At 72.5% G+C, this 23,371-nt stretch carries 28 protein-coding genes; 10 read left to right on the forward strand and 18 right to left on the reverse strand.

Annotated features, from left to right (window positions below):
• Nucleotides 1–151: 151 nt before the first annotated feature.
• Nucleotides 152–691 (forward strand): dihydrofolate reductase family protein, encoded by a 540-nt coding sequence (locus C1J01_RS02720; RefSeq protein WP_111175594.1) that lies wholly within the window; start codon nt 152–154, stop codon nt 689–691.
• 31 nt (nt 692–722) lie between these two features.
• On the opposite strand, the gene C1J01_RS02725 is transcribed toward C1J01_RS02720, so the two are convergent.
• Complete coding sequence (locus tag C1J01_RS02725; protein ID WP_111175596.1) at nt 723–1,055, reverse strand: hypothetical protein; 333 nt, start codon at nt 1,053–1,055, stop codon at nt 723–725.
• Between the two features lie 198 nt (nt 1,056–1,253).
• Here C1J01_RS02725 and C1J01_RS02730 point away from each other — a divergent pair, with 198 nt between their 5' ends.
• The 3 genes from C1J01_RS02730 (at nt 1,254) to C1J01_RS02740 (ending at nt 4,557) form a co-directional block, all read left to right on the forward strand.
• Entirely contained in the window at nt 1,254–1,616 is a 363-nt protein-coding gene (locus C1J01_RS02730; protein WP_111175598.1) for a cupin domain-containing protein, read from the forward strand.
• A 207-nt stretch (nt 1,617–1,823) separates the two neighbouring features.
• Complete coding sequence (locus C1J01_RS02735; RefSeq protein ID WP_181448538.1) at nt 1,824–2,684, forward strand: GNAT family N-acetyltransferase; 861 nt, start codon at nt 1,824–1,826, stop codon at nt 2,682–2,684.
• 316 nt (nt 2,685–3,000) lie between these two features.
• Complete coding sequence (locus C1J01_RS02740; protein WP_111175602.1) at nt 3,001–4,557, forward strand: choice-of-anchor I family protein; 1,557 nt, start codon at nt 3,001–3,003, stop codon at nt 4,555–4,557.
• Here the strand turns inward: C1J01_RS02740 and C1J01_RS02745 are convergent.
• From C1J01_RS02745 to C1J01_RS02755, 3 genes are all read right to left on the reverse strand, one after another.
• Nucleotides 4,539–5,138 (reverse strand): hypothetical protein, encoded by a 600-nt coding sequence (locus C1J01_RS02745; protein WP_181448539.1) that lies wholly within the window; start codon nt 5,136–5,138, stop codon nt 4,539–4,541. The two genes, C1J01_RS02740 and C1J01_RS02745, sit on opposite strands and share 19 nt — an antisense overlap.
• Nucleotides 5,139–5,199: 61 nt before the next feature.
• Nucleotides 5,200–5,895 carry a DUF1275 family protein gene (locus C1J01_RS02750; RefSeq protein ID WP_111175606.1) on the reverse strand — a complete coding sequence of 232 codons (696 nt, stop codon included), beginning with the start codon at nt 5,893–5,895 and terminating at the stop codon, nt 5,200–5,202.
• 150 nt (nt 5,896–6,045) lie between these two features.
• Nucleotides 6,046–6,567 carry a CGNR zinc finger domain-containing protein gene (locus C1J01_RS02755; RefSeq protein ID WP_235854208.1) on the reverse strand — a complete coding sequence of 174 codons (522 nt, stop codon included), beginning with the start codon at nt 6,565–6,567 and terminating at the stop codon, nt 6,046–6,048.
• Between the two features lie 138 nt (nt 6,568–6,705).
• On the opposite strand from C1J01_RS02755, the gene C1J01_RS02760 reads away from it, so the two are divergent.
• On the forward strand, nt 6,706–7,584 hold the full coding sequence (locus C1J01_RS02760; protein ID WP_111175608.1) for an SCO6745 family protein: 879 nt from the start codon (nt 6,706–6,708) through the stop codon (nt 7,582–7,584).
• Nucleotides 7,585–7,633: 49 nt separating this feature from the next.
• On the opposite strand, the gene C1J01_RS02765 is transcribed toward C1J01_RS02760, so the two are convergent.
• The 14 genes from C1J01_RS02765 to C1J01_RS02830 all read right to left on the reverse strand — a co-directional run bounded on the left by C1J01_RS02765 (nt 7,634) and on the right by C1J01_RS02830 (nt 19,209).
• Nucleotides 7,634–7,846: a hypothetical protein gene (locus C1J01_RS02765; protein WP_111175610.1), complete on the reverse strand. Its 213-nt coding sequence runs from the start codon at nt 7,844–7,846 to the stop codon at nt 7,634–7,636.
• Between the two features lie 3 nt (nt 7,847–7,849).
• Nucleotides 7,850–8,584, reverse strand: a complete 735-nt coding sequence (locus C1J01_RS02770) for an alpha/beta fold hydrolase (RefSeq protein ID WP_111175612.1) — start codon at nt 8,582–8,584, stop codon at nt 7,850–7,852.
• Nucleotides 8,581–9,195, reverse strand: a complete 615-nt coding sequence (locus tag C1J01_RS02775; RefSeq protein WP_111175614.1) for a LysE family translocator — start codon at nt 9,193–9,195, stop codon at nt 8,581–8,583. The genes C1J01_RS02770 and C1J01_RS02775 overlap by 4 nt, the downstream gene beginning before the upstream one ends.
• Before the next feature lie 44 nt (nt 9,196–9,239).
• Complete coding sequence (locus C1J01_RS02780; protein ID WP_111175616.1) at nt 9,240–10,211, reverse strand: helix-turn-helix transcriptional regulator; 972 nt, start codon at nt 10,209–10,211, stop codon at nt 9,240–9,242.
• A gap of 29 nt (nt 10,212–10,240) precedes the next feature.
• Nucleotides 10,241–11,002 carry a TSUP family transporter gene (locus C1J01_RS02785; protein ID WP_111175618.1) on the reverse strand — a complete coding sequence of 254 codons (762 nt, stop codon included), beginning with the start codon at nt 11,000–11,002 and terminating at the stop codon, nt 10,241–10,243.
• 78 nt (nt 11,003–11,080) lie between these two features.
• Nucleotides 11,081–12,085, reverse strand: a complete 1,005-nt coding sequence (locus C1J01_RS02790) for a ketopantoate reductase family protein (RefSeq protein WP_111175620.1) — start codon at nt 12,083–12,085, stop codon at nt 11,081–11,083.
• A complete protein-coding gene (locus C1J01_RS02795) occupies nt 12,082–12,852 on the reverse strand; it encodes an SDR family NAD(P)-dependent oxidoreductase (protein WP_111175622.1) in 771 nt (256 codons plus the stop codon). The genes C1J01_RS02790 and C1J01_RS02795 overlap by 4 nt, the downstream gene beginning before the upstream one ends.
• On the reverse strand, nt 12,849–14,138 hold the full coding sequence (locus C1J01_RS02800; RefSeq protein ID WP_111175623.1) for an MFS transporter: 1,290 nt from the start codon (nt 14,136–14,138) through the stop codon (nt 12,849–12,851). Before C1J01_RS02800 ends, C1J01_RS02795 begins: the two co-directional genes overlap by 4 nt.
• Nucleotides 14,135–15,022, reverse strand: coding sequence for a polysaccharide deacetylase family protein (locus C1J01_RS02805; protein WP_111175625.1), 888 nt, complete (start codon nt 15,020–15,022; stop codon nt 14,135–14,137). The genes C1J01_RS02800 and C1J01_RS02805 overlap by 4 nt, the downstream gene beginning before the upstream one ends.
• Nucleotides 15,019–16,032, reverse strand: coding sequence for an Lrp/AsnC family transcriptional regulator (locus C1J01_RS02810; RefSeq protein ID WP_111175627.1), 1,014 nt, complete (start codon nt 16,030–16,032; stop codon nt 15,019–15,021). Before C1J01_RS02810 ends, C1J01_RS02805 begins: the two co-directional genes overlap by 4 nt.
• Nucleotides 16,033–16,187: 155 nt before the next feature.
• The gene (locus tag C1J01_RS02815) at nt 16,188–16,802 is read right to left on the reverse strand and encodes an ATP-dependent Clp protease proteolytic subunit (protein WP_111175629.1); all 615 of its coding nucleotides are present in this window, start codon (nt 16,800–16,802) and stop codon (nt 16,188–16,190) included.
• Between the two features lies 1 nt (nt 16,803).
• Nucleotides 16,804–17,370, reverse strand: coding sequence for a ClpP family protease (locus C1J01_RS02820; RefSeq protein WP_111175631.1), 567 nt, complete (start codon nt 17,368–17,370; stop codon nt 16,804–16,806).
• A 158-nt stretch (nt 17,371–17,528) separates the two neighbouring features.
• On the reverse strand, nt 17,529–18,392 hold the full coding sequence (locus tag C1J01_RS02825; RefSeq protein WP_111175633.1) for a DUF2268 domain-containing putative Zn-dependent protease: 864 nt from the start codon (nt 18,390–18,392) through the stop codon (nt 17,529–17,531).
• Nucleotides 18,393–18,438: 46 nt separating this feature from the next.
• Nucleotides 18,439–19,209: a hypothetical protein gene (locus C1J01_RS02830; RefSeq protein WP_181448541.1), complete on the reverse strand. Its 771-nt coding sequence runs from the start codon at nt 19,207–19,209 to the stop codon at nt 18,439–18,441.
• Nucleotides 19,210–19,265: 56 nt separating this feature from the next.
• Between C1J01_RS02830 and C1J01_RS02835 the strand changes: the two genes are divergently transcribed.
• Genes C1J01_RS02835 through C1J01_RS02855 form a run of 5 tightly spaced genes read left to right on the forward strand, consistent with a single transcriptional unit; the run spans nt 19,266 to nt 23,361 of the window.
• Nucleotides 19,266–20,267, forward strand: coding sequence for an AAA family ATPase (locus C1J01_RS02835; protein WP_111175637.1), 1,002 nt, complete (start codon nt 19,266–19,268; stop codon nt 20,265–20,267).
• Nucleotides 20,268–20,296: 29 nt separating this feature from the next.
• Nucleotides 20,297–21,229, forward strand: coding sequence for a DUF58 domain-containing protein (locus C1J01_RS02840; protein WP_111175639.1), 933 nt, complete (start codon nt 20,297–20,299; stop codon nt 21,227–21,229).
• A 46-nt stretch (nt 21,230–21,275) separates the two neighbouring features.
• Nucleotides 21,276–22,223: a VWA domain-containing protein gene (locus C1J01_RS02845; RefSeq protein WP_111175641.1), complete on the forward strand. Its 948-nt coding sequence runs from the start codon at nt 21,276–21,278 to the stop codon at nt 22,221–22,223.
• 11 nt (nt 22,224–22,234) lie between these two features.
• Nucleotides 22,235–22,825 carry a class I SAM-dependent methyltransferase gene (locus tag C1J01_RS02850; protein WP_111175643.1) on the forward strand — a complete coding sequence of 197 codons (591 nt, stop codon included), beginning with the start codon at nt 22,235–22,237 and terminating at the stop codon, nt 22,823–22,825.
• The gene (locus C1J01_RS02855) at nt 22,822–23,361 is read left to right on the forward strand and encodes a TrmH family RNA methyltransferase (RefSeq protein WP_111175645.1); all 540 of its coding nucleotides are present in this window, start codon (nt 22,822–22,824) and stop codon (nt 23,359–23,361) included. Before C1J01_RS02850 ends, C1J01_RS02855 begins: the two co-directional genes overlap by 4 nt.
• The last annotated feature ends 10 nt before the right edge of the window (nt 23,362–23,371 follow it).

Genomic DNA, 23,371 nt, shown 5'->3' on the forward strand with positions numbered 1-23,371 from the left:
GCAACGGCGCGCCGCACGGCGGCGCGCCGTTCGCCGTCAGCGCGGCTCACGAGCGCGACCGCCCTCCGGGATGGTGAATCGGCGTTTACAAATCCGGCTCGGGGTCGGTAGGTTAGTAAACGAATCGACGTTTACTAATTGGGAGGAACGTATGTCCGTACCGTTCACCTGCTCCGTGTTCATCGGCGTCAGCCTCGACGGGTTCATCGCGCGGGAGGACGGCGACCTCGAGTGGCTCGTGAGCCGGGGTGAGGCGGCCGGCGGCGACCTCGGCTACGACGCGTTCATCTCCGGCATCGACGCCGTCGTGACCGGGCGGGGCACGTACGAGGCGGGGCTCTCCTTCGAGACGTGGCCGCACGAGGGCCGGCACTGCGCCGTGCTCAGCACCACCCTGGAGGAGGGCGCCGACCCGCGCATCACCGTCTACCGTGACCTCGGCTCCTGCCTGAAGGGCCTCACCGAACGCGGCGCCAAGGGCGTGTACGTCGACGGCGGCCAGGTCATCCGGACGTTCCTGCGGGAGGGGCTGATCGACACGATGACGATCACGACGGCGCCGGTGCTGATCGGGTCGGGGTTGCCGCTGTTCGGGCCGGTGGGCGGCGACGTCCCGCTCGTGCACGTGTCCACCCGGACGTTCGGGGCGGGTGTCGTGCAGTCCACGTACGCCGTCGAACGCCGCGACTAGCGGCGGACGAGGACCTTGGGAGATCGCCTTCTCATGGCTCCGTACCCGTGTGGCCCACCTCTTCGCGGGCAGGCGCCCTGCCGGCGACCGCCGCCTCGGCCACCACGCCGATCCGGCCGGGATCACAGCGCACTAACCCGTTGATCGCTCGCAGGTTGACGGACGGGCCTTCCGAGAAGCCGGGCCCCGTGATGGTGGCGTACCGGGGGGCTCGGCCGGAGAAGACGACCTCCAGCCTCCACACATCACGACGCAGCGTCACCACGATCTCAGAGGAAGAGCGGTCGGCCTCGATCTCCCAGCCGTGCCGACGTGCGCGGCTGAATAGCGCATGGGGATGCATCCGGTTGTCACCCTTCGTCATCAGAGGGGAATCACTCGGCTCGTGGGCGAATTCGACTGTCTGTCCCTGAGACGGTTGAGGTGGGGGAAACGGAGCCATGTCCCGCCGACTGAGCGTCTTCCTTTTTGGGGTGGGCCCTTGGGCGTAAAGGTGGACCCGCACGGGGTTCATCGCGGCCGGGGCCGGTGCGAGACTGGAAGTGACGGAAGGGGGCACGTCATGATCGAGGTCAAGAGCATCGACAAGCCGGACGAACGCCGTGACTTCCCGAGGGGCCATCTGGAGCTGTGCAACCTCAGCGGCCTGACGTTCGCGGTGGCCACGTACGAGCCCGGCTGGCGCTGGTCGGAGTCGCTCCGTGAGATCAGCGGCACGGACTCCTGCCAGATCCACCACTCCGCGTTCGTCGTGGCGGGGCGCATGCGCATCCGCATGGAGGACGGCGCCGAATCCGAGGTCGGCCCGGGCGACGTCTTCGACTGCCCGCCCGGACACGACGCCTGGGTGGTCGGCGACGAGCAGGTCGTCATCTACGACTTCTCCGGCCGCATGACCGACTACGCCAAGGCCACCGGCGTCTGACCACCGAGCCCGTCACCGGCACAGTCCGGGCCGGTGACGGCGCCGGCCCCGGTAGACCGCACCACGAAGCGCCGGTTGCGTACGGACGGGACCTCCCGCCGGGCGGGCGATCCCGTCCGTGCAAAAATGCGCGCTATGTCTGTTTTTTCCGATTTTGCTTTTCGTTCCGTGCGCCGAGACGACATCGGTCCGGCGACCGACCTTCTGATGCTGACGAGCGCCACGGGCGTCCCGCACCACGTGGCCCTGCAGCTGGCCGCCGCCGAGGCCGGCCGGCACGGCCACGCCTTCGTGGCGGAACGGGACGGCGGGATCGCCGGCGCGGCGCTCCTGTCGAGCGACCCCGTCTTCCCCGGTTTGCTCATCACCCTGGTGGCGGTGGCCGAGCCGTACCGCGGGCGAGGACTGGGCGGCGCGCTGGCGGACCTGCTGGACGAGCGGCTCGCGCACGAGACGCTCCCGGCGTCCTGTCATCTCCGTGACGACCGGACGGACGGCCGGCGTTTCGCCGAGCGGCGGGGTTTCGCGGTGAAGGGCGACAATTTGGGATGGAGCTTCGACCTCGTCGCCGAGGGCGCCGCCCTCGAGGCGCAGGCCCGCGAGGCGGCCCGCTCGGCCGGGGTGAGGATCCGCCGGACCGACATGGCGATGGAGCCGGAGACCGTGCTGGAGTGCGCCCTTCGCTGCATGCCCGGCCTGCCGAGCGACCAGAGCGCCGACCCCGAGCAGGCGCGCGACTACTTCCCGGCCGACGCCATCCTGCTGCTGGCCGAGTCGGAGGAGCCGGAGGAGGGCGCGCCGCTCGCCATCGGCGTCACGGTCGTGGCGCCACGGACCGAGGAGGGGGCCTGGTACACGATGTTCACCGGGGTCGACGCCTCGTACCGGCGGCGGGGCGTCGCCCGCGCGCTGAAGACGGAGTCGTTCCTGCGCGCCCGCCGCGCGGGGGGCCGGTCCGTGGTGACGCACAACCACGAGACGAACGAGGCCGTGCTCGGCCTCAACAGGTCGTTCGGCATGCGGCCGGCGACGGGCTACTGGGACCTGCGGCGAGCACCGCTGACGTGACGCCCCGGCGGGGGCGCGCCGGGCGCGTCCCCGCCCTACAGCAGCAGGTTGATGACGACGGTCAGCAGCACGGACAGCAGGATCGACACGGCGATCATCATCAGGCAGCCCATCCAGCCGCCGAGCGGCCGCACGTCCCAGTTCCCGAACCTCATGACGGACGGCTACCCGGCCGAACGCTCCGTACGCGGCGGGCACATCATCCGGGCCACATCGTCCGGGCCACATCGTCCCGGGCCACATCGTCACCGGGGGTTCAGGTTCCGGTCATCCGGGAGGCGACGTCCGGTCATGCCATTTCAGGACACTCCGCCCCATGCGTACCACCCTTGCACTCTCCTTGGCGGCGGCGAGCCTGCTGTCGATGGCGCCGGCCGTCGCCGCTTCCGCCCAGGTCAAGCCCTCCGGCCTGGAGCTGTCCCTGCTCGGCCGGTACTCCGCCGGCGCCGTCGGGGCCGGCGCCGCGGAGATCACCGCGTACGACGCCAAGACCCGGCGCGTCTTCGTGATCAACGCGGAGCGGGGCACGGTGGACGTGCTCGACCTGCGCGACCCGCGCAGCCCCCGCAAGGTCGCCACCCTGGCCACGCCCGGCGCAAACAGCGTCTCGGTGCACGACGGGCTCGTGGCGGTCGCCCAGCAGGCCGAGAACAAGACGGCCGCGGGCAGCGTCGCCTTCTTCCGGGCGTCCACCGGCGAGAAGCTGCGCCAGGTGACCGTCGGCGCGCTGCCGGACATGCTGACCTTCACCGAGGACGGCAGGAAGGTCGTCGTCGCCAACGAGGGCGAGGCCGCCTCGTACTGCGCCGGCGCCGTGGACGACCCCGAGGGCTCGGTCAGCGTCATCGACGTGCGCACCGGAGCCGTCCGCACCGCCCGTTTCACCGCCTGGAACGGCAAGGAGCGGCAGCTGCGCGCCAAGGGCGTGCGGATCAGCGGCCCCGGCGTGAGCGTGGCCCAGGACCTGGAGCCGGAGTACATCACCACCGAGAAGGGCACCGCCTGGGTGACCCTCCAGGAGAACAACGCCCTGGCCGTCGTGGACCTCGACCGGGCCGCCGTGCGCGACATCGTGCCGCTCGGGCTGAAGGACCACGCCAAGCCGGCCAACGCGCTGGACGCCTCCGACAAGGACGACAAGATCGACATCCGACCGCATCCGGTCAAGGGCGTGTACATGCCGGACGCCGTCGACCACTTCCGCAGCCGTGGCCGGACGTACCTGGTGACGGCCAACGAGGGCGACAGCCGGGACTGGGAGTGCCACGCCGACGAGGTGCGGGTCAAGGACGCCGAGCTGTCGCCCACGGCGTTCCCGGACGCGGCGCGGCTCCAGCAGGACGCCGAGCTGGGCCGGCTCACGGTGCTGGCCGACTCGCCCAAGGACGCGCAGGGCAGGTACACCGAGCTGCGGGTCTTCGGCGGCCGCTCGATCTCGGTGCGGGCCGCCGACGGCTCGCTGGTGTGGGACTCCGGCAGCCTGCTGGAGCAGCTGATCGCGCGTGAGCTGCCCGGGCAGTTCAACTTCGACAACGAGGAGAACGACTCCTTCGACTCGCGCAGCGACAACAAGGGCCCCGAGCCGGAGGGCGTCACGGTCGGCGCCGTACGCGGCCGGCCGTACGCCTTCGTGGGCCTGGAGCGGGTCGGCGGCATCGCCGTGTTCGACCTGTCCGACCCGCGCGCCCCCCGCCAGGCCGGGTACGTCAACACGCGCGACTTCACCGGCGACGTCGAGGCCGGCACCGCCGGTGACGTCGGCCCGGAGGGCGTGCTCTTCGTCGACGCCCACGACAGCCCGACCCGCACCCCGCTCCTGGTCGTCGGCAACGAGATCAGCGGCACCACCGCCGTCTACGAGATCAAGGCCTGACGCCTGCGCTTCCACGTGACGCCCATCAGCGCGGCCGCCCCCGCCACCACGACGATCGCCATCAGGCCGGTCCGGTTCGTGGTGGACGGGGGCGCGGGCTTCACCCTGGTCGGCGTTCCCAGTGCGTTGATCAGCTCAGGGGTGAGGGGCTCCATGCCCTGAGCCTTGCCGGAGGGTCGCAACGGCTGGTCACCGGCGGCGAGACGCAGGTTGCCCGAGCACAACGTGGTGACCAGCCGGGAGTCTCGAGCACCGGCGAACACCAGGTAGCGAGCGCCCTTCACGAACTCGTATCCGCAGGCCGCCCCCTGCGCAGCGGTGACCACCTCGAACTCGGCGTTGCGCGCGCCCTTGTAGACGTGGTCGGCGCGGAGCTCTGCGGTGACGCTGCCGCCGTCGAGCATCGGTTCGTCGACGCGAACGTCCGTGACCGTGGCGGAGAAAACGGCCGCCGCCTCGCCGACGTACTGCTGCGGTGCGCGCGTCGCGCACGAGCAGCCGGCGCGGGCCTGCGCCGTCCCCGCGAAGACCATCGACAGGGACGCCGCCAGGGAGAACACCGCGAGTATGCGCATCATCATGTCCAGCGGAACGCACCGCGGACGTGATCGGTTCATCGGGCCGAAGCGCGGAGGCGGGCGGTCACCTCCTGCGGCGGAGGGCGACGGTCAGGACCGTGGTGGCCACCGCGGCGACCAGCACCACGGAGAAGAACGGCGCGTACAGCGGCATGACGTCGAGGAGGAGCGCGCCGGCGGCGGCCCCGCACAGGAGCGCCGTCAGCCGGGCGAGGCCGCCCGCCACGCCTCCCCGCGACGCGGTGCCGGTGAACGCGCCCACGACCCCCGTCAGGGTGCCCGTGAGGTACGTGGTCGACGCCGCCGGCACCCCCGCCCCCAGAGACAGCGCGCTCTGCACCCCCATCGCCAGCGAGGCGAGCACGAGCAGCGCCACCATCACGCCCTCACCCGGCCGGCCGCCGGTGACGACCCACGTCACCGCCACTGCGGCCAGCAGGACGCACTCCCCCGCCGCGACGGCCGCGGCCCGCAGGCTCCATCCGCTGTCGCGCCGCGGGCTTCCACAGCGCAGCCCGAGGTTGCCCGCCGCGACACCCGCGGCGTAACCCACCACGGCGATGACGGCCGCCAGCACGAGCTCGCCGTCGCGCAGCGCCACGGCCCGGCCGACGTGCACCAGGTTGCCGGTGATGACGCCCGCGAACACGCCGCCCAGTCTCATCAGGCACAACACGTCCACGGCGCCGGCCGCGGCGGCGAGCAGCAGGAGCAGCCGCGAGACCAGCCGGTCGGGCACCAGGCCACGCCCCTGATCCACGGGTTCACCCGGTGTCGGCGAGGCGGCGGTCGTACCACGACGGGGCTTCGGCGATCTGTCGCATGCACCAGGTGTGCCCCGCCACGCCCGTCAAGGCACCCCTTGTAACGTTCGGCGGCGTCACGTTCGGCGGCGTCACGTTCGGCGGCGTCACGTTCGGCGGCGGGCGCGGTAGGCGGTGGCCTTCGCCCGGTTCTGGCAGGACAGCCCGCAGAACCGGCGGGAGGCGTTCCGTGTGACGTCGAAGAAGACCAGGTCGCACCCCTCCGCCTCGCATGAGCGCAACCGCCGTCCCTGTCCCACCCCGATCACCATGGCGAGGGCCGTGCACGCGTCGGCCGCCCAGGCGTCCACCCGATCGGCCCCCGGCCGGTGGAAGGCCAGCACCGGCGGGTCGCCGTGCAGGCTCGGCACCGCACCGTGGCGGACCAGCGCCCGGTTGAGCGCCGCCACGTCACCGCCGAAGACCGCATGGAGCTCCGCGGCCACACCGGCCAGCCGATCGGCGTCCTCCACCGTCAGCCTTACGGGCGACTCATCCGACTCGTCCCGCGGCACGGGGGTCCAGTCGTGGTGGGCGAAGGCGGCCTCCAGGGCGGCGCGGCGGTCGGCGGGGGGCTCGAGGGAACGGCCGCGCGCCTGCGTGACGTGCAGCTCGTTCACGAGGAGCACGGCGAGCCCCGCCCACCTCCCGACATAACTGTCTATTTGGGATTGACCAGTGATGCGCCATGCCTCTATCGTCACTGGCATATCTTACCTAGACAGTGAGGAACCGTCGTGAGCGCATCGCAAGCCCTGGCCCGCCGCATGTGGCACCAGCTCGAGCCCCTCCACGCCGTGCTCTACTTCTCCCCGCAGGCGTTCGAGGAGGCGGCGGCGCTGGGCTACGACGTGGAATCACGCTGGCCCAGCTATTTCGCCTACCGCACCGCGCCTCTCGGCAGGACGGGCGCCCACCTGGCCACGGCGGCGTACTACAGCTTCAGCCCCCGCACGGTGGCCGAGCACGTGCCCGCCGTCTGGGACGTCGCCGCCCCCGAGAAGGTGCTCAAGGCCCGCGCCGAGGCGGTCGACCGCACCTATCGCGCGTCGCTCGGCGACGCGGTCTCCGGTGACGCGGTCTCCAGTGACGCGGTCTCCAGTGACGATGTGGCCGAGGCCGCCGAGCTCGCCAGGCGGGCGGCGGAGAGCGTCCAGGTGGCGGGGCGCCCGCTGACGGCGGCCAACCTCGACCTGCCCTGGCCCGACGAGCCCCACCTGGCGCTCTGGCACGCCGCCACCGTGCTGCGCGAGCACCGCGGCGACGGCCACCTGGCGGCGCTGGCCGCGGCCGAGCTGGACGGATGCGAGGCCCTGGTGTCGTTCGCCGCGATCGGCGCCGCGCCGGTGGCCGGCTTCGCCGGGCGCGGCTGGAGCGAGCAGGAGTGGAACGAGGCCACGGAACGCCTGACCGCCCGCGGGCTGGTCCACCCCGACGGCACGGCCACCGACGAGGGCCGGGCGCTGCGCGACCAGGTGGAGCGGATGACCGACCAGCTGGCCGCGGCCCCCTGGCGGCACCTCGGCGAGGAACGGGCCGCCCGCCTGGCGCAACTGATCGCGCCGTTCCTGGGCGCGGTCTTCGCGGCCGGCTTGCTGCCGATGACCAGCACCCTCGGCATCGCCACCGTCCAGGTCCCGTACTGAGGGCTGATCAGGCGCGGGCCTCTGGACGCCGGTCAGCGCCGGCCGAGCGCTACTGGCGGCCGTACTTCTTGTGCACGGCCTGCTTGCTCACGCCGATCGCGTCGGCGATCTGCGACCAGGCCAGCCCCGCCACCCGCGCGCGCCGCACCTGCACCGCCTCCAGGCGCTCGATCTCGCGGCGCAGCGCGGTCGTGGCGTGCAGGGCGCGCAGCGGATCGTCGTCCTGCGCCTGCTTCATGAGGGCCGCCAGGTCGTTCGTCATGCACTAAAGGTAATCCAGCAGCAGCGCGCTGATCTCCTCGGGACGTTCGAGCGCGGGCAGGTGCCCGGCCCACTCCAGCTCCAGCAGCCGCGCCCGGGGCAGCTCACCGGCCACGTGCCGGGCGCTCTCCCGGAAGTACGGCAGGTCGTGGCCGCCCGCCACCACCAGCGCGGGCACGTCGATGCCGGGCAGGGACAGCTCGCCCTCGGTCTGCTCGGGCTCGGGATCGGCGGCGAGCTGCACCTCGAACGCGTGGCGCTGCATCGCCACCAGCCGCGTCCGCGCGTCCTCGCTCGCCTCGGGGCCGAGCAGGGTGCGGGCGTTCAGCTCCGCGGCCCCCTGGACGTCGCCCTGCTCCAGCAGCCGCCGCTCCTCCGCCCAGTACGCCCGCAGGTCCGGCGTGGGCTCCAGGTCGGCGACGGGGTTGAGCAGCACCAGCCGCCCGGCCAGCCCGGCCGAGGCGAGCTCCAGCGCCACCCGGCCGCCGCCGGACGCGCCGACAAGGGCCGCCCGCGTGATCTCCAGCGCGGCCAGCACCTTGGCCACGTCGGCGGCGTCGCCGTACGGCCCGTCCGCGCGGTAGGGCGTGCGCCCGTACCCGCGGAAGTCCACGGTGATCACCCGGAACCGCTCGGACAGCGCCTCCACCTGCGCCTGCCACATGCCGGAGTCGGCGGCCGTCGAGTGCAGCAGCACCACCGGCTCGCCTGCGCCCTTCTCGGCGTGCCAGATCGTCATCGCGACTCCACCGCCATCCGCACGCCGAGGCCGATCAGCAGCACGCCGGACAACTGCTCCAGCCGCCGCCGGACCACGGGCCGTCCGAGCAGGTCACGCGCCTTGGCCACGGCCCAGATGAGCGCGCCGTACCAGAGCAGGTCGACCGCCACCCAGACGACGGCGAGCGTCACGAGCGTCATCGGCACGTTCTGCCCGGCGGGGACGAACTGCGGCAGGAACGACATCGCGAACACCGCCGCCTTCGGGTTGGCCAGGCACGTCCCGAGACCGGCCAGGTACGGGCCGCGCCACCCGGGCACCGCCTCCCCCTCGGGCGCGGCCGGCGCCCCCTTGCGGGCCTGCCACAACGCCTGCGCCCCCATGACGACCAGGACGACGGCACCGGTCACGCGCATGACGTCGTAGGCCACCTGGGAGGCCACGAGCAGGGCGGACAGGCCGAACGCGGCGGCCAGGCCCCACAGCAGGATGCCGGTCTCGTTGCCCAGGGTGGCCGCCAGGCCGGAGCCGCGGCCGGCGCGCAGCGTCTGGCGCAGGATGATGGCCGTGCTGACCCCGGGCACCATGGCCACCAGGACGCACGCGCCCGCGAACGCGAGAAGATGCATGCCGCAATGCTGACAGAACGCACCGACAGATCGCGCCTGGATATTCAGCCGTACAGCTTGGCCAGCTCCTCCACCGCCTCACGCATGAGCGCGCGCAGCTCCGGCGGCTCCAGCACCTCGACGCCGGCGCCCATGCGCAGCAGCAGCCAGCGCGCGTGGGTGATCGACTCGACGGGCACGGTGAGCGTGGTCCAGCCCTCGGGGTCGGGCTCGCCGGCCGCGGCCAGCGCAGCGCCGACGACGTCCTGCCCCATGGTGTACGCCAGCAGGTCGCCCATGCCGGGGGCGAGCTTGATGACGGCCTCGGCGGTGTACATCCGCTCGCGGAACTCCTCGGCGTACGCCCGCCAGAACGTGCCCAGGTCGAACCCCTCGGGCCGGGCGAACCGCCCGGGCAGCGTCTCCACGGTGAGGATCCGCGCGACCCGGTACGTGCGCGGGGAGCCGCCGGGCGGCGCGGCCACCATGTACCAGGACCCGCCCTTGAGCACCAGCCCGTACGGGTGGACCACCCGCTCGACGACCTGGCTCCCCCAGCGCCGGTACGTCATGCGCAGCGGCCGCTGGTCCCAGACCGCCTCGGACGCCTCGCCGAGGTGGGGCACGTCGTCGGCCGAGCGGTACCAGCCGGGCACGTCGAGCAGGAACCGCTCGCGCATCCGCGAGGCGTGGGAGCGCGGCTCGGGCGGCAGCGCGGCCAGCAGCTTCAGCTCGGCGTTGGCCGCGACCTCGGCCAGCCCCAGCTCGGCGGCGGGGCCGGGCAGCCCGGCCAGGAACAACGAGGAGGCCTCTTCGGCGGTGAGCCCGTTGAGGCGGGTGCGGTAGCCGTCGAGCAGCCGGTAGCCGCCCGCCGGGCCCCTGTCGGCGTAGACGGGGACGCCGGCCGCCGACAGCGCCTCGACGTCGCGGTAGACCGTGCGGACCGAGACCTCCAGCTCCCGCGCGATCTCGGGCGCGGTCATGCGGCCGCGTGTCTGCAGGAGCAGCAGCAGCGAGAGCAGACGGCTGGCACGCATCTGTCCATTATCGCCCCGCGGGCGGCCGCTCAGCCGAACTGCTGCCAGCCGAGCCTGATCACCATCGCCACGACCACGACCAGCAGCACGATCCGGACGAACGCCGCCCCGCGCCTGAGCGCCATCCGCGCGCCGAACTGGGCGCCGGCCACGTTGCAGACCGCCATGCCGAGGCCGAGCGCCCAGTGCACGTGCCCCTGCGCCCCGAACACGGCCAGCGCCCCGAGGTTCGTGCCGACGTTGATGATCTTCGCGGAGGCGGAGGCGGAGACGAAGTCGAGCCCGAGGATGGTGGTGAAGGCGATGATGAGGAACGTGCCCGTGCCCGGCCCCATGATGCCGTCGTAGAAGGCGATCCCGACGCCCGCGGTCGCGACCGCGGCGGCCACGCGCGGCCCGGTCCGCAGCCGCGGCTCCGGCACGGCGCCCATCGACGGCCGCAGCGTCACGAACACGGCCACGGCCACCAGCACCACCATCACGGCCGGGCGCAGCACCTCGGCGGAGATGGCCGCCGCCGCCCACGCGCCCAGCCCGGCGCTCAGCACGGCGAGGGCCGCGCCGGGCAGCGCCACCCGCCGGTCGACCTTGGCGGAGCGCGCGTACGCGACGGCGGCGGAGGCCGTGCCGAACACCGAGGAGAACTTGTTGGTGGCCATCGCCTCGACCGTCGGCATGCCGGTCACGAGGATGGCGGGGAGTTGCAGGAGACCGCCGCCGCCCACGACGGCGTCGACCCATCCCGCCCCGGCCGCCGCCGCCAGCAACACCAGGATCTGCTCCAGCGGCACGCGCCACTCCCCCGAAAAATCCCCCGATAAACCCCAAGAGTGTATAAGTCGGGTTTTAGGGGCTCGGCCTCGGGCTGATCACACAGCCTTGCCCAGCTCGGTGAGGTGGTCCTCACTCATGGGAGCCCGTCCCGCCTCGACGTCGGCCAGCCGGGCGAGCAGGCCGCGCAGCAGCGGCACCGGCGTCCCGTCCGACCCGGCCCGCGCCAGCACGGGCCGGTAGTGCTCGTGCACCTCGATCGGGCGGCGCCGCACGGCGATGTCACGCCAGATGCCGCTGCGGTCCTTCGGCTGGGTACGCAGCCATGCCGTGAGCCGGTCGGTGGCCTCCTCCCGCGCCCGCTCCGGCGCGCCCGGCGCGTAGGCGGCGGCGTCGAAGGCGTCGAACGGCTCCAGCCGCAGCCCGAGCCCGCCCGCCACCGCGAACACCTCGGCCACCAGCGCGTGCATGAGCGGCCGGTGCCGGTCGATCAGGTCGGCCATCGGCGCGTCGGCCAGCGCGGTCGCGCTGAGCATGGCCCCGAACCCGAGCTTGGCCCACAGGTGGCCGCCGATGTTGCCGGTCGCCTTCGCGCCGAGCCCGGCCAGGTCGGCGACCAGCCGGTCCACCCGCTCGCTGGGGCGCCCGTCGAGCTCGCCGATCACGAACGCCCCCGGCCCGCCGTCGCGCACGACGCCCGGTTCCACCACGTCGGCGAAGATGTTGACGAACGAGCCCACGACGCGTTCGGCGCCGACGTACTCGGCGATGAGCTGCTCGTTGAGCCCGTTCTGCACCGACACGACGTGGCCGCCGGGGTCGAGCCGGGGCGCGATCCAGGCCGCCGCCCCGGCCGTGGCCTGCGACTTCACACACAGGAGCACGCGGTGCAGTGGCCCGTCCGCCTCCTCAGGGGTGGCCGCGCCGAGCCGGACGTGTTCGTCGCCGCCGGCCCGGCGCAGCACGAGGCCGTCGCGCCGGACCGCCGCCACGTGGGCGGGGTCGGCGTCGACGAGGAGCACCTCGTGGCCGCCCCGCGCCAGGTGGAAGGCGATGGTGCCGCCGATGGCCCCGCCGCCGACGATCGTGTAGGGGGCGTTCATCCGCGTTGCACCTCGCTCATTCCGTTCCAGTGCAGGGGCAGGGCGGTGGTGCCCGCCGACGCGCCGCCGTCCACCCGCAGCACGGCGCCCGTCACCCAGCCGGCCTCCTCGCCGGCCAGCCAGCGCACGGCCCCGGCGACGTCCGCCGGCAGCCCGCGCCGGCCGAGCGGGTTGGCCGAGACGGCGGCGGCGTACTCCTCGGTGACGGGGTTGGCGGGGCTGTCGACGGTGACGAAGCCGGGGCTGACCGCGTTGACGCGCACGCCGAGCGGGCCGAGCTCGACGGCCGCGGCCTTGGTGAGCATCTCCAGCGCGGCCTTCGACGTGCAGTAGTGGGCCGCGCCGGGCCGGGCGCGCAGGGCGGCGCCCGAGGCGATGTTCACCACCACGCCGGAGCGCCCCTCCGCGGCGCAGGCCCGGCCGAAGGCGGCGGTGACCAGCATGGGGGCGCGGACGTTGACGTGCTGCACGCGGTCCCACCGGGCGGCGGTCATCTCCAGGAACGGCGTGGCCGGGTAGATGCCGGCCGCGTTCACCACGACGTCCACCGGGCCGTGCTCGCGCCAGGCCCGCTCCACCAGCCCCGCGGCCTGCTCCGCGTCGGCCAGGTCGGCGACGATCCGCCCGGTGCCGACGCGGGCCGCCATCTCGGCCAGGGGTTCGGGCCGCGTGTCCACGGCGGTGACGCGGTCGCCGGTCGCGAACAGCTCGCAGACGGCGGCGCCGATGCCACCGGCCGCGCCGGTGACCAGGACGTGGCGGGTCATGTCAGCTCCTTTCCCCGGGTCTCGGGCATGGTGGCGTAGACGGCGACGCCGACGAGCGCGGCGGCGGCCACGTACAGCCACACCTTGTCGCCGTGGCCGCTGGAGCTCAGCCAGGTGGTGACGTACGGGGCGGTGCCGCCGAAGACGGCGACGGACAGCGCGTACGGCAGGCCGATCCCGGTCGTGCGGACCTCGGCGGGGAACTGCTCGGCCATGATCACCGCGCAGTTGGCGGAGTAGCCCACGAGGAACACCATGCCGACGAGCTCGATGGCCAGCAGCGAGCCGAACCCGCCGTTCAGGAACTGGAACGCCGGCCAGGCCAGCAGCAGGAAGCCCACCGCGAAGGCGAGCATCGTGGGCTTGCGTCCCACCAGGTCGGACAGCAGCCCGCCGAACGGCAGCAGGATGAGGAAGATCAGCACCGCGATCGTGTTGGCCAGCAGCGCCTGGTTCAGCGGAATCCCGGTGGCCACATGCGCATATGTCGGCATATAGCTGACCCAGATGTAGTACAGCAGCGTCCCGGCGATCGTCACGCCCGCCACCCGCAGCGCGGCCCGGGGATGGTCCCTGACCATCGCGACCAGCGGGTTGGAGCGGGTGCGGCCGGACGACTTGACCTCGGCGAACGCCTCGGTCTCGGGCACCGAGACCCGCAGCCAGAGGCCGACCAGCCCGAGCAGGCCGCCGATGAGGAACGCGATCCGCCAGCCCCAGCTCTGCAGCGCCGCCTCGTCCAGCGTCGAGGTGAGCACCGTGCCGAGCGCGGAGGCGACCAGCACGCCGCCGCCCACCGAGACCTGCTGCCAGGACCCGGCGAACGCCCGCCGCCCGCGCGCCGCCGACTCCACGAGGAAGGCGGAGGAGGTGCCGAACTCGCCGCCGGCCGAGAAGCCCTGGACCAGGCGGGCCAGCACCAGGACGATCGGCGCGGCGATGCCGATGGTCTCGTAACCGGGGCAGATCGCGATGGCGAACGAGGCGCCCGCCATCAGCGAGATCGTCAGCGTCAGCCCCTTCTTGCGGCCGTGCCGGTCGCCGTACGCGCCGAGCAGGGCGCCGCCGATGGGCCGCATGAGGAAGCCGACGGCGAAGACGGCCAGCGTGGACAGCAGGCTCGCGGTGGAGTCGCCGGAGGGGAAGAACTGGCGGGAGAAGATCGCGGCGAACGTGGTGTAGATGGCCCAGTCGACCCATTCGACGGTGTTGCCGATCGCGCCGGCGACGATCGCCTTGCGCTGTGCGGGGGTGAGTTTGGTGGGGGCGGGGGCGGCGACCGTCATGCGTGCTCCAGGACGTAGTCGGCGATCTGGGCATGGGTGGCGTACCAGACGCCCTCGTGGGCGTCGATGTGCTCCAGCAGCTCCGTGAGGGCGGCCATGCGGGAGCGGTGCCCGATGATGTGGGGGTGCATGGTGAGCTGGAACAGCCCGCCCTCGGCGTAGGCGGCGTCGAACTCGTCGCGCCAGATCCCGGCCACCTCGCGCGGCGGCGTGTACGGCCGCAGCGAGCCGTAGCGCTCCATCATCAGGTAGGGGGCGTCGTCCCTGATCCACTCGACGGGGATCTCCACGATGCCGGTCGGCTCGCCCCCGGCGAGCAGCTCGTACGGCTCGTCGTCGGCCATCAGCGAGGAGTCGTAGGTCAGGCCCAGCTCGCGGGTGATGGCGAGGGTGTGGTCGGAGAAGTCCCACGACGGGGTGCGGATGCCCACCGGGCGTGTGCCGGCCAGCCGCTCCAGGGTGTCGGCGGCGCGCAGGGCGAGCTCCCGCTCCTGCGCCGGCTCCAGCGTCATGTTGCGCTCGTGGATCCAGCCGTGCATGGCGACCTCGTGGCCGGCGGCGACGTAGCCGCGCACCTCCTCGGGGTGCAGCAGCGCGGAGACCGCCGGCATGAAGAACGAGGCCGGGACGCCGAAGCGCTCCAGCAGGCGCAGCACGCGCGGGGCGCCGACGCGGGAGCCGTACTCGCCCTGGGCGAGCTTGCCGGGGCGGGTCTCGCCGTCGCGCAGCGGGATCGTCTCGTGGTCGGAGTCGAACGACAGCGCGACGGCGACGCGGGCGCCGCCGGGCCAGGTGCGCGGACGCAGGCTGCGCCCGGCGCGCACCCGCTCGACGTGACCGCGCCAGGTCTGCTCGTCCCACCGCCAGGGCTGCTGTTCGGTCATGGTGCGGGGTTCTCCGTTCGTGCGGCGGGGGTGGGCGCCCACGCGCGTTTGAGCGTGGTCAGCTGGAGGGTCACGTCGGCGGCGCGAAGGCCGGGCAGGGAGCCGACGTCGCCGGTCAGGTAGCGGAACAGGCCGCCGTAGTGGCGCAGCGCCACCTGCCCGACCAGGTTGAAGCGGCCGGTGGTGGCCGACAGGTAGCGGGTCGAGGGATGCGCGGCGAGCTGCTGCCCGGCCCGCTCTAGCAGGCCGGGCTCGACCTCCAGCCAGAGCATGAACTCCACCGCGTAGCCGAGCACCTCGGGCTCGGTCAGCGTGCGGAAGCGCAGGCAGCCGCGGCGCACCAGCGACTCGACCCGCCGTTTGGCGGTCGACTCGCTACTGCCTACGGCCCTGGCCAGCGTCTTGTACGGCATGCGGCCGTCCTCGCCGAGCGCCTGGATGATCGCCAGCTCCAGCGCGTCGAGCCGTTCCGGCGTGCCCTCGCCGACGCGGTCCTCGAACGGCGGCTCGGCCGCGTCGCGCAGCTCGGCGGTGGCCCGCTCGTCGAGGACCCCGGGGTTCCAGTCGTGGTTGGAGACGAACGTCCGCATGACCGCGTGCGTCTCGCTCCCGGTGACCCGGTCGCCCCCGGGCACGTCGGCCACCATGATCCGCCCGATGTCGGCGTGGGAGGGCACCACGAACTCGGCCACGCAGTCGGCGCTGCCCGACACCACCGCGACGAACCTGGCCTGCGGCCGGCCGGCGATAGCGGCGGCCACGTCGTACGTGGTGCCGGGCCGGCAGCGCAGCCGGCTCAGCACCGGCACCCCGAGCCCGCAGCGCAGGACGTCGGCCACGCCGATCACCTTCAGCAGCCCGCCGTCGCCGAGCAGGCCGGCCCGGCGGACCACGGTGGACTCGCTCGCGCCGACGAGCCGGGCGATGAGGCTCCACGGGGCCCGCCCGTTCAACTGCAGGGCCGCGACGATCCCCCGGTCCAGCTCGTCGATCTGGACGCCTTCTTGCATGGACCCCATGCTGACTGACGGAATCCCTCAAAATCAAGGCAAAGTTGACCTAATCCCCTGAATCCGCCCAAACTTTGCCATCGTCTCCGGGCACCGAAGAGGGGGAGCGCCGTGTCCGGCGAGGACACGGCGCTCCCCCTGGCGGGCCGGCGGGATCAGCGGGTGGCGGCGAGCGTGCGCTTCCTGGAGGCGTAGATGTCGTCGACCAGCCCGTACGAGCGGGCCTGCTCAGCGGTGAAGATGCGGTCGCGCTCGATGTCCTTCCTGATCTCCAGCACGCCGCGCCCGGTGTGCCGCGACAGGATCTCCTCCTGCTGGTCGCGCATCCGCAGGATCTCCCTGGCGTGGATCTCCAGGTCGCTGCCCTGGCCGCGCCCGCCCTCGGTGTGGGGCTGGTGCAGCAGCACCCGCGCGTGCGGCAGCGCCGCCCGCTTGCCCGGCGTGCCGGCCGCGAGCAGCACCGCCGCCGCCGAGGACGCCTCGCCGACGCAGACCGTGTGGATCTCCGGCCGGACGAACTGCATCGTGTCGTAGATCGCCGCCATCGCCGTGAACGATCCGCCCGGCGAGTTGATGTAGATGTTGATGTCCTGGTCGGGGTCGATCGACTCCAGCGTGAGCAACTGGGCCATCACGGCGTTGGCCACGCCGTCGTCGATCGGGGTGCCGAGGAAGATGACGCGGTCTTCGAACAGCTTGGTGTAGGGGTTCAGCTCGCGCACGCCGTAGGAGGTGCGCTCGGTGAACGACGGCAGGATGTAGCCGCTCATATCAGTTCATCCCTTCGGCGATGTGGTCGACGATGCCGTACTCGAGCGCCTCCTGCGCCGTGAACCAGCGGTCACGGTCGGAGTCGGCCTGGATGCGCTCGAGGGGCTGGCCGGTGTGGTGGGCGATGATCTCGGCGATCCGGCGCTTGGTGTAGATCATGTTGTCGGCCTGGATCTGGATGTCGCTGGCCGAGCCGCCGATGCCGCCCAGCGGCTGGTGCATCACGACGCGGGAGTTGGGCAGGGCGTAGCGCTTGCCCTTCGCGCCCGCCGTCAGCAGCACCTGGCCCATGGAGGCGGCGAAGCCCATCGCCACCGTCGCCACGTCGCACGGAACGAACTGCATCATGTCGTAGAGCGCCATCCCGGCCGTCACCGAGCCGCCCGGGGAATTGATGTAAAGCGTTATGTCGCGCTTGGGGTCCTCGGCCGCGAGCAAAAGCAGCTCGCCGCAGAGCCGGTTGCAAATCTCGTCGTCGACCTCCTGCCCGAGGACGACGATGCGCTCCTTCAGCAGGCGCTGGCTCAGCTGGTCAGGCCAGGCCGCGGCGCGCTGGGTCTCCGTCATGCCGGTCGCCTTTCTTCGCGGGTATATCCGCGAAAAACGCTAGACCCGCGCGCCGCGAATTCCGCAATCTTTTCGCTGGCGGCGCATTTCTCTAAGGGCGCATTACTCCCTCAGCGAATTTCCATCGACATTCAATCCCGAATATGAGAACGCCCGGCCTACGGGCGCAGCCCCGCGCGCCGCATCAGCTCCCCGGCCGGCAGCACGGTCGCCTCGGTCGCGCTGAGCCCGGTGACGGCCAGGGCCCGGTCCACCAGGTGCAGCCCCACCGCGTAGCCGGCCATGTCCGGGATGCCGCGCGGCTCCTGACCGAACCGGCGCGTGGGGCCGTCGCCCAGCACGTACGCGGAGGTGTGCTGCATCCCGGCCAGGTCGAAGTCGGCCATGATCCGCTCGTACGCGCGTTCGAACGCCTCTCCCCGCACCATCGACGACCACGGCCCCATGGCCTGCGGCCCCGACAGCTCCCGGACGAACGCCTCGGCCAGACCCTCGGCCACGACGTGCTCGCCGACCGTCACCGTGGCCGGGTTCCACTCAACGGTCTGGTAGCGGGCGTTGTGGTGGAACTCGTGCACCGCCAGATGCCCGATCTTGCCGATCACCTCGTCCGACGGCCAGGCCAGCAGGTAGAGCCAGCCGGGCGCGCCGCCCATGCCGTAGTAGCCGGCGGCGGTCTTCATGAGGTGCTCGTTGTCGGGGTTCCCCATCATGAACATGACCTGCAGCGATCCCGGACGCCCGGCCATGCCCAGCCGCCGCGCGGCGCGCTCCAGCTCGCGCCGCACCTGGCCGAGCACGTCGGCCTCGATCATGCTCCGGACGGCGGCCGGGTAACGCGGGTCCTCGATGTCGACGCGGAAGCCGCCGCCGCCGTGGTGGATGTCGACGATGTCGCCGGGCATCGGGATCGACTGCCGGATCGGCGCGAGCAGCTCCCGCAACGCCGCGGGCCGCTCGCCGAGCGGCCGGGCGAGCAGGCCGTCCATCGCCGTGAGGGTGTCGTGAACGATGATCTCCATGCCGCCCGACGCTAGAGCCTGACGTTACGTGAGGCTCAAGTCGGCGTCACAGGTCCGATTCGCGGCCGCCGGGCTCGTCTCCCGGCGTCCCCGGCGTGCCGGGCGCGCTCTGGCTCGGCGACTCCGACGGCGACGGCGACGGCTCCGGCTCGGGGCTCTCCGGAGTGGGCGGCGGCGTCGGCACGAACACCGTCGGCGGCAACTGCCGCGGCTGCGGCTCGCTGTCACCGCGGCCGAGCACCATGAGCAGCAGGATCGCCACCACCAGGAGCAGCAGCAGGATCACCGCCAGCGCGGCCATCAGCACCCGCCTGCGCGTCTCGGTCAGCGGCGGCCGCCGCCGCACGCCCGGCAGCGCCGGCGCCCGGTCGGTCACCCAGAACGGCACGAAATCCGGCCCGTGCGGCTCCCCGATGAACGTCCCGCCCACCATGACGGGCTCCAGGAACCGCTCGGCCCCCGGCCGGCCCGGCGCGTACGGCACCGCCACCCACGGCGCCCGCCCCCCGTCGAAGGCCAGCACCTCGGGCGCGCCGTCGATCACCGCGCCGCGCCCCCGCGCCGGCCGTCCCAGCCAGCCGCGCATCCCCGCCCGGTCGCGTCCGCCGGCCTCCTTGACCGCGGACAGGAACCGCTCGCGCGCCGTGGCGTCGAACGCGGCGCCGCGGGTGAGCACCGCAAGGGACACGGGCCGGCCGTCCTGGGCCTGGCCCAGGTAGACGAAACCGGCCGGCGCCGTCTGCAGGCGTGCCTGGACCACGAACGGCCCCAGCCGGGGAGGGTCACCGTACTGCAGGGGACTTGCCACGTTTGCCATGAAAGCACAGACGTGGCGTCGTGCACGTTTGCGGCGCGTTTGGTGGAATGGCCTCTATGAGCGTCGCCGAAGAGTTGCCAGGCGGAAACGACGCGGCCCTGCTGCGTCAGAGTCTCGACGAGGTCCGGCGTGTCATCGTCGGACAGGACCACATGGTCGAAAGGCTCATCGTGGCCCTGCTGGCGCGCGGGCACTGCCTGCTCGAAGGCGTGCCGGGCGTCGCCAAGACCCTCGCCGCCTCCACCCTGGCCACCGTCGTGGGCGGCACGTTCGCCCGGATCCAGTTCACTCCCGACCTCGTGCCGAGCGACATCATCGGCACCCGCGTCTACCACCCGTCCAACGAGAAGTTCGACGTCGAGCTCGGCCCCGTGTTCGTCAACTTCCTGCTCGCCGACGAGATCAACCGCGCCCCGGCCAAGGTCCAGTCGGCGTTGCTGGAGGTGATGGCCGAGCGCCAGGTCACCCTGGCGGGCGTCACCCACCCGCTGCCCAAGCCGTTCATCGTGCTGGCCACCCAGAACCCGATCGAGTCCGAGGGCGTCTACCCGCTGCCCGAGGTGCAGCGCGACCGGTTCCTGTTCCGGGTGCGCGTGCGGCACCCGAGCGCGCAGGAGGAGCTGCAGATCCTGCAGCGGATGAGCGTCACCCCGCCGGTCCCCGAGCGGGTGCTCGACCCGCCGAGGCTGCTGGCCCTGCAGCAGGCCGCCGAGGAGGTCTCGGTGCACCAGCTCGTCGCCGACTACGTCGTACGCCTCGTCATGGCCACCCGCGCCCCCGCCGAGTACGGCCTGGCCGACCTGGCCGACACCATCGAGATCGGCGTCAGCCCCCGCGCCACCCTCGGCCTGGTCTCGGCCGGACGCGCCCTGGCGCTGCTGCGCGGCCGCGACTACCTGCTGCCCGACGACATCCGCGACGTCGCCGTGGACGTCATGGGCCACCGGCTCATGCTCACCTTCGACGCCCTGGCCGACGGCGTCGACCCCGAGCAGGTCGTCCACCAGATCCTGCAGGCCGTGCCGCCGCCCCTCGTCGTCTGGAACCAGAACCGTTGACCATCACTGACCCGACCACAGGGCGGCCGATGAACACCGCGGAGCAGGCGCTGCGGCGCCTGGAACTCACCGTCACCCGCCGGCTGGACGGCCTGCTCCACGGCGCCCACCAGGGTCTGCTGCCCGGCGCGGGCACCGAGGCCGGCGACAGCCGGGTCTACGTGCCCGGCGAGGACGACGTGCGCCGCATGGACTGGGCGGTCACCGCCCGCACGACCATCCCGCACGTCCGCGATCTGGTCGCCGACCGCGAGCTGGAGACCTGGGCGCTCGTCGACCTGTCGCCCAGCATGGACTTCGGCACCGCCGACACCGACAAACGCGACCTGGTGGTGGCCGCCGTCGGCGCGATCGGCTTCCTGTCCAGCCGCCTCGGCGACCGCTTCGGTGCGTTCGTCATCCACGACGAGTACGTTCACCGTATGCCCGCACGCACCGGCCGCCCCGCGCTCTACGGGCTGCTGCACTCCCTCATGGACGCCCCGCGCGGCCGGATCGTGGACGACCCGCCCGACCTCGCCGAGGGCATCGAGATCCTGTCGGCCTCGCGCCGGCGGCGCGGCATGCGGGTGGTCGTCTCCGACTTCCTCGACGCCCGCCCCGACCTCGACCCCGACGCCGAACGCCCCTGGGAGCGCCCCATCAGGCGGTTGTCGGCCCGCCACCAGGTGCTGGCCGTCGAGATCATCGACCCGCGCGAGCTCGAACTGCCGGACGTGGGCCGCGTCGCGTTCGCCGACCCCGAGACCGGGAACGTACGCGAAGTGCACCTTTCGCCCAAAGTTCGGCAAGCGTACGCGGAGGCCGCGGCCCTGCAGCGCGAGGGCACCCGCAGGGCCCTGCGCCGCGCCGGCATCGCCCACCTCGTCCTGCGCACCGACCGCGACTGGGTGTTCGACGTCGCGCAGTTCATCCTGCGCCAGCGCCGCATGAGCCACCTGTCCCCCAGGAGACCGACGTGACCCTGACGAGCAAGACGACGACCGGCCACGGGGCGGAGGCGACGCCGTGACGTTCCTCGCGCCCGGCTGGCTGTGGTTGTTCGTCCTGCTGCTGCTCCTGGTGGCCGGCTACGTCATCGCGATGTTCGCCCGCCGCCGCTACACCGTGCGCTTCACCAACCTGGCCCTGCTCAACCTGGTCGCCCCCGCGGGGCCCGGCTGGCGCCGGCACGTGGCGCCCGGGCTGTTCCTCGTCATGATGGCGCTGCTGGTCATCGGCGCCGCCAAGCCCGCCGACCAGGTGCGCGTGCCCCGCGACCGCGCCACCATCATGATCGCCCTGGACGTGTCGCTGTCGATGGAGGCCGGCGACGTCCAGCCCGACCGCATCAGCGCCGCCAAGGCCGCCGCGCAGGCGTTCGCCAGGGAGTTGCCCGACCGGTTCAACGTGGGCGTGGTCTCCTTCGCCCGCTCCGCCAACGTGATCATCGCCCCCACCACCGACCACGAGGCCGTGGTCACCGCGATCGGCAACCTCAGCACCCGCCCCGGCACCGCGATCGGCGAGGCGGTCTTCAACGCGCTGGAGTCGGTGCGCTCGTTCGACCAGCAGGCCGCGACCGACCCGCCGCCGTCCGCGATCGTGCTGCTGTCCGACGGCGACAACACCTCCGGGCGCACGGTCAGCGAGGCCATCGAGGCCGCCCAGCAGGCCCGCGTCCCCGTCTCCACCATCGCGTACGGCACCCAGGAGGGCACCGTCAACATCGACGGCCGCCCGGTGAACGTGCCGGTCAACAAGCAGACCCTACAGTCGTTGTCCGACGGCACCAGCGGCCGGGCCTACACCGCCGAGTCCGGCAGCGAGCTGCGCGAGGTCTACGAGCAGATCGGCACCTCCCTCGGCTACCGGCTGGTCAGCCAGGAGATCACCCAGTGGTTCATCGTGGCCGCGATCATCGCGGGGCTGCTGGTCGCGGGCGCCGCGGTGCTGTTCGGTTCGCGGATCCCGTAACGTTTGGCGACGTGGCCCACTACTTCTCCGAGCAGCCGAAGACCGCGAGCAGGCCGGGCACGGTCGACCTGGTCCTGCCCGACCTGCACCTGCGGCTGGAGACCGACAGCGGCGTGTTCTCCCCCGAGCGCGTCGACGTCGGAACCCGCGTGCTGCTGGAGAGCGTCCCGGCGCCGCCGCAGGAAGGCGACCTGCTCGACCTGGGCTGCGGCTACGGGCCCATCGCGCTGACGATGGCGTCGCGGGCGCCGGAGGCGACGGTGTGGGCGGTCGACGTGAACCGGCGGGCTCTGGAGCTCACCGAGCGGAACGCCCAGGCCGCCCGCCTTTACAAAGTACGATCAGTACATGTCGATGAAGTGCCAGATGACGTGAAATTTCGGGTTATCTGGTCCAATCCTGCGATCCGGATCGGGAAGCAGGCCCTGCACGACATGCTCACCAGGTGGCTCACCCGGCTGACGCCCGACGGCGTGGCCTACCTGGTCGTCCAGAAACACCTCGGCTCCGACTCCCTGCAGCGCTGGCTCGGCGAGCAGGGCTGGCAGGCCTCCCGCGAGGCCAGCCGGGCCGCCTACCGCATCCTGAAGGTGACCCGATGAGAAGGCAGCTGCGCCCCACCGACGTCAAGCGGCTCAACCGCACCTGGCGCAGGAACACCGAAAACCGCCTCGGCCTGATCATCGAGTCGGTCACCGGCCCGTTCAACATCGGCTCAATCTTCCGCAGCGCCGCCGCGTTCGGCGTCGACCAGATCTGGCTGGCCGGCAACGCCACCCCGCCCACCAACCCCAAGGCGGGCAAGACCGCGCTCGGCACCGAGCGGCTGGTCACCTGGCACGAGCCGATGCCCGCCACCGAGGCCGTCAAGGCCGCCAGGGAGGACGGCTACGCGGTGCTGGCCATCGAGCTGACCGCCGAGTCCGTGCCGCTGCACCGGGCCGGCCTCGACCGCGACGTGTGCCTGGTGGTCGGCAGCGAGGACCACGGCTGCTCCCCCGCCCTGCTCGACGCCGTCGACGGCGCCTGCTACATCCCGCAGGTCGGCCGGGTGGGCTCGTTCAACGTCGCCGTGGCGGCGGCCATCGCGCTGGCGGAGGCCCGCCGCCAGGAATGGCAGAAACTCCCCGATTCGTAACCTCACCGTT

It is taken from the genome of Nonomuraea aridisoli (genome assembly GCF_003236395.1).
GTDB lineage: Bacteria > Actinomycetota > Actinomycetes > Streptosporangiales > Streptosporangiaceae > Nonomuraea > Nonomuraea aridisoli.

Bases quoted from the DNA above. Each gene is read 5' to 3' on its own strand.
- C1J01_RS02720 (WP_111175594.1), top strand. From the start codon at position 152: ATGTCCGTACCGTTCACCTGCTCCGTGTTCATCGGCGTCAGCCTCGAC.
- C1J01_RS02725 (WP_111175596.1), bottom strand. From the start codon at position 1,055: ATGACGAAGGGTGACAACCGGATGCATCCCCATGCGCTATTCAGCCGC.
- C1J01_RS02730 (WP_111175598.1), top strand. From the start codon at position 1,254: ATGATCGAGGTCAAGAGCATCGACAAGCCGGACGAACGCCGTGACTTC.
- C1J01_RS02735 (WP_181448538.1), top strand. From the start codon at position 1,824: ATGCTGACGAGCGCCACGGGCGTCCCGCACCACGTGGCCCTGCAGCTG.
- C1J01_RS02740 (WP_111175602.1), top strand. From the start codon at position 3,001: ATGCGTACCACCCTTGCACTCTCCTTGGCGGCGGCGAGCCTGCTGTCG.
- C1J01_RS02745 (WP_181448539.1), bottom strand. From the start codon at position 5,138: ATGATGATGCGCATACTCGCGGTGTTCTCCCTGGCGGCGTCCCTGTCG.
- C1J01_RS02760 (WP_111175608.1), top strand. From the start codon at position 6,706: ATGTGGCACCAGCTCGAGCCCCTCCACGCCGTGCTCTACTTCTCCCCG.
- C1J01_RS02765 (WP_111175610.1), bottom strand. From the start codon at position 7,846: ATGACGAACGACCTGGCGGCCCTCATGAAGCAGGCGCAGGACGACGAT.
- C1J01_RS02770 (WP_111175612.1), bottom strand. From the start codon at position 8,584: ATGACGATCTGGCACGCCGAGAAGGGCGCAGGCGAGCCGGTGGTGCTG.
- C1J01_RS02775 (WP_111175614.1), bottom strand. From the start codon at position 9,195: ATGCATCTTCTCGCGTTCGCGGGCGCGTGCGTCCTGGTGGCCATGGTG.
- C1J01_RS02780 (WP_111175616.1), bottom strand. From the start codon at position 10,211: ATGCGTGCCAGCCGTCTGCTCTCGCTGCTGCTGCTCCTGCAGACACGC.
- C1J01_RS02790 (WP_111175620.1), bottom strand. From the start codon at position 12,085: ATGAACGCCCCCTACACGATCGTCGGCGGCGGGGCCATCGGCGGCACC.
- C1J01_RS02795 (WP_111175622.1), bottom strand. From the start codon at position 12,852: ATGACCCGCCACGTCCTGGTCACCGGCGCGGCCGGTGGCATCGGCGCC.
- C1J01_RS02800 (WP_111175623.1), bottom strand. From the start codon at position 14,138: ATGACGGTCGCCGCCCCCGCCCCCACCAAACTCACCCCCGCACAGCGC.
- C1J01_RS02805 (WP_111175625.1), bottom strand. From the start codon at position 15,022: ATGACCGAACAGCAGCCCTGGCGGTGGGACGAGCAGACCTGGCGCGGT.
- C1J01_RS02810 (WP_111175627.1), bottom strand. From the start codon at position 16,032: ATGCAAGAAGGCGTCCAGATCGACGAGCTGGACCGGGGGATCGTCGCG.
- C1J01_RS02815 (WP_111175629.1), bottom strand. From the start codon at position 16,802: ATGAGCGGCTACATCCTGCCGTCGTTCACCGAGCGCACCTCCTACGGC.
- C1J01_RS02820 (WP_111175631.1), bottom strand. From the start codon at position 17,370: ATGACGGAGACCCAGCGCGCCGCGGCCTGGCCTGACCAGCTGAGCCAG.
- C1J01_RS02825 (WP_111175633.1), bottom strand. From the start codon at position 18,392: ATGGAGATCATCGTTCACGACACCCTCACGGCGATGGACGGCCTGCTC.
- C1J01_RS02830 (WP_181448541.1), bottom strand. From the start codon at position 19,209: ATGGCAAACGTGGCAAGTCCCCTGCAGTACGGTGACCCTCCCCGGCTG.
- C1J01_RS02835 (WP_111175637.1), top strand. From the start codon at position 19,266: ATGAGCGTCGCCGAAGAGTTGCCAGGCGGAAACGACGCGGCCCTGCTG.
- C1J01_RS02840 (WP_111175639.1), top strand. From the start codon at position 20,297: ATGAACACCGCGGAGCAGGCGCTGCGGCGCCTGGAACTCACCGTCACC.
- C1J01_RS02855 (WP_111175645.1), top strand. From the start codon at position 22,822: ATGAGAAGGCAGCTGCGCCCCACCGACGTCAAGCGGCTCAACCGCACC.